The 326-nt window shown below is 40.8% G+C and carries 1 protein-coding gene; it reads right to left on the bottom strand.

Features of this window, described 5'->3' with window-relative positions:
- On the bottom strand, window positions 1-224 hold a 224-nt coding region (locus R0J87_RS19140; RefSeq protein WP_498888217.1), incomplete at its 3' end, for a recombinase family protein.
- Window positions 225-326 lie beyond the last annotated feature (102 nt).

Consider the following 326-nt stretch of genomic DNA (forward strand, 5'->3'; position numbering starts at 1 on the left):
TTATTTCGGCCAAACCGATCAAGCGAGTGAATATACAAAATGTCGCCTTTTCGGATAACCCGTTTCAGTAATTGATAGTTTGCACGTTCAAAGTTTTTCCCACTTTGCTTGTCCAAATAAATGTCCCGTTCAGTGATGCCCATTTTCTGCATGGCTTCCAACTGACGGCCTTCATTTTGATCTTTGCTGCTGACTCTTATGTAGCCAAATTTGCGATGTTCCATAATTCACCTCTATAAACGATTGTTTCCTCTCATTATACCTGAAAACCGTTCGTAAAAGTGTGTGCAATTTCGCGAACGTTCGCAAAGTCATTTGGCACGTTT

Origin of the sequence: Halomonas sp. SIMBA_159 (assembly GCF_046536035.1) — a bacterium.
GTDB classification, from domain to species: domain Bacteria; phylum Pseudomonadota; class Gammaproteobacteria; order Pseudomonadales; family Halomonadaceae; genus Vreelandella; species Vreelandella venusta_A.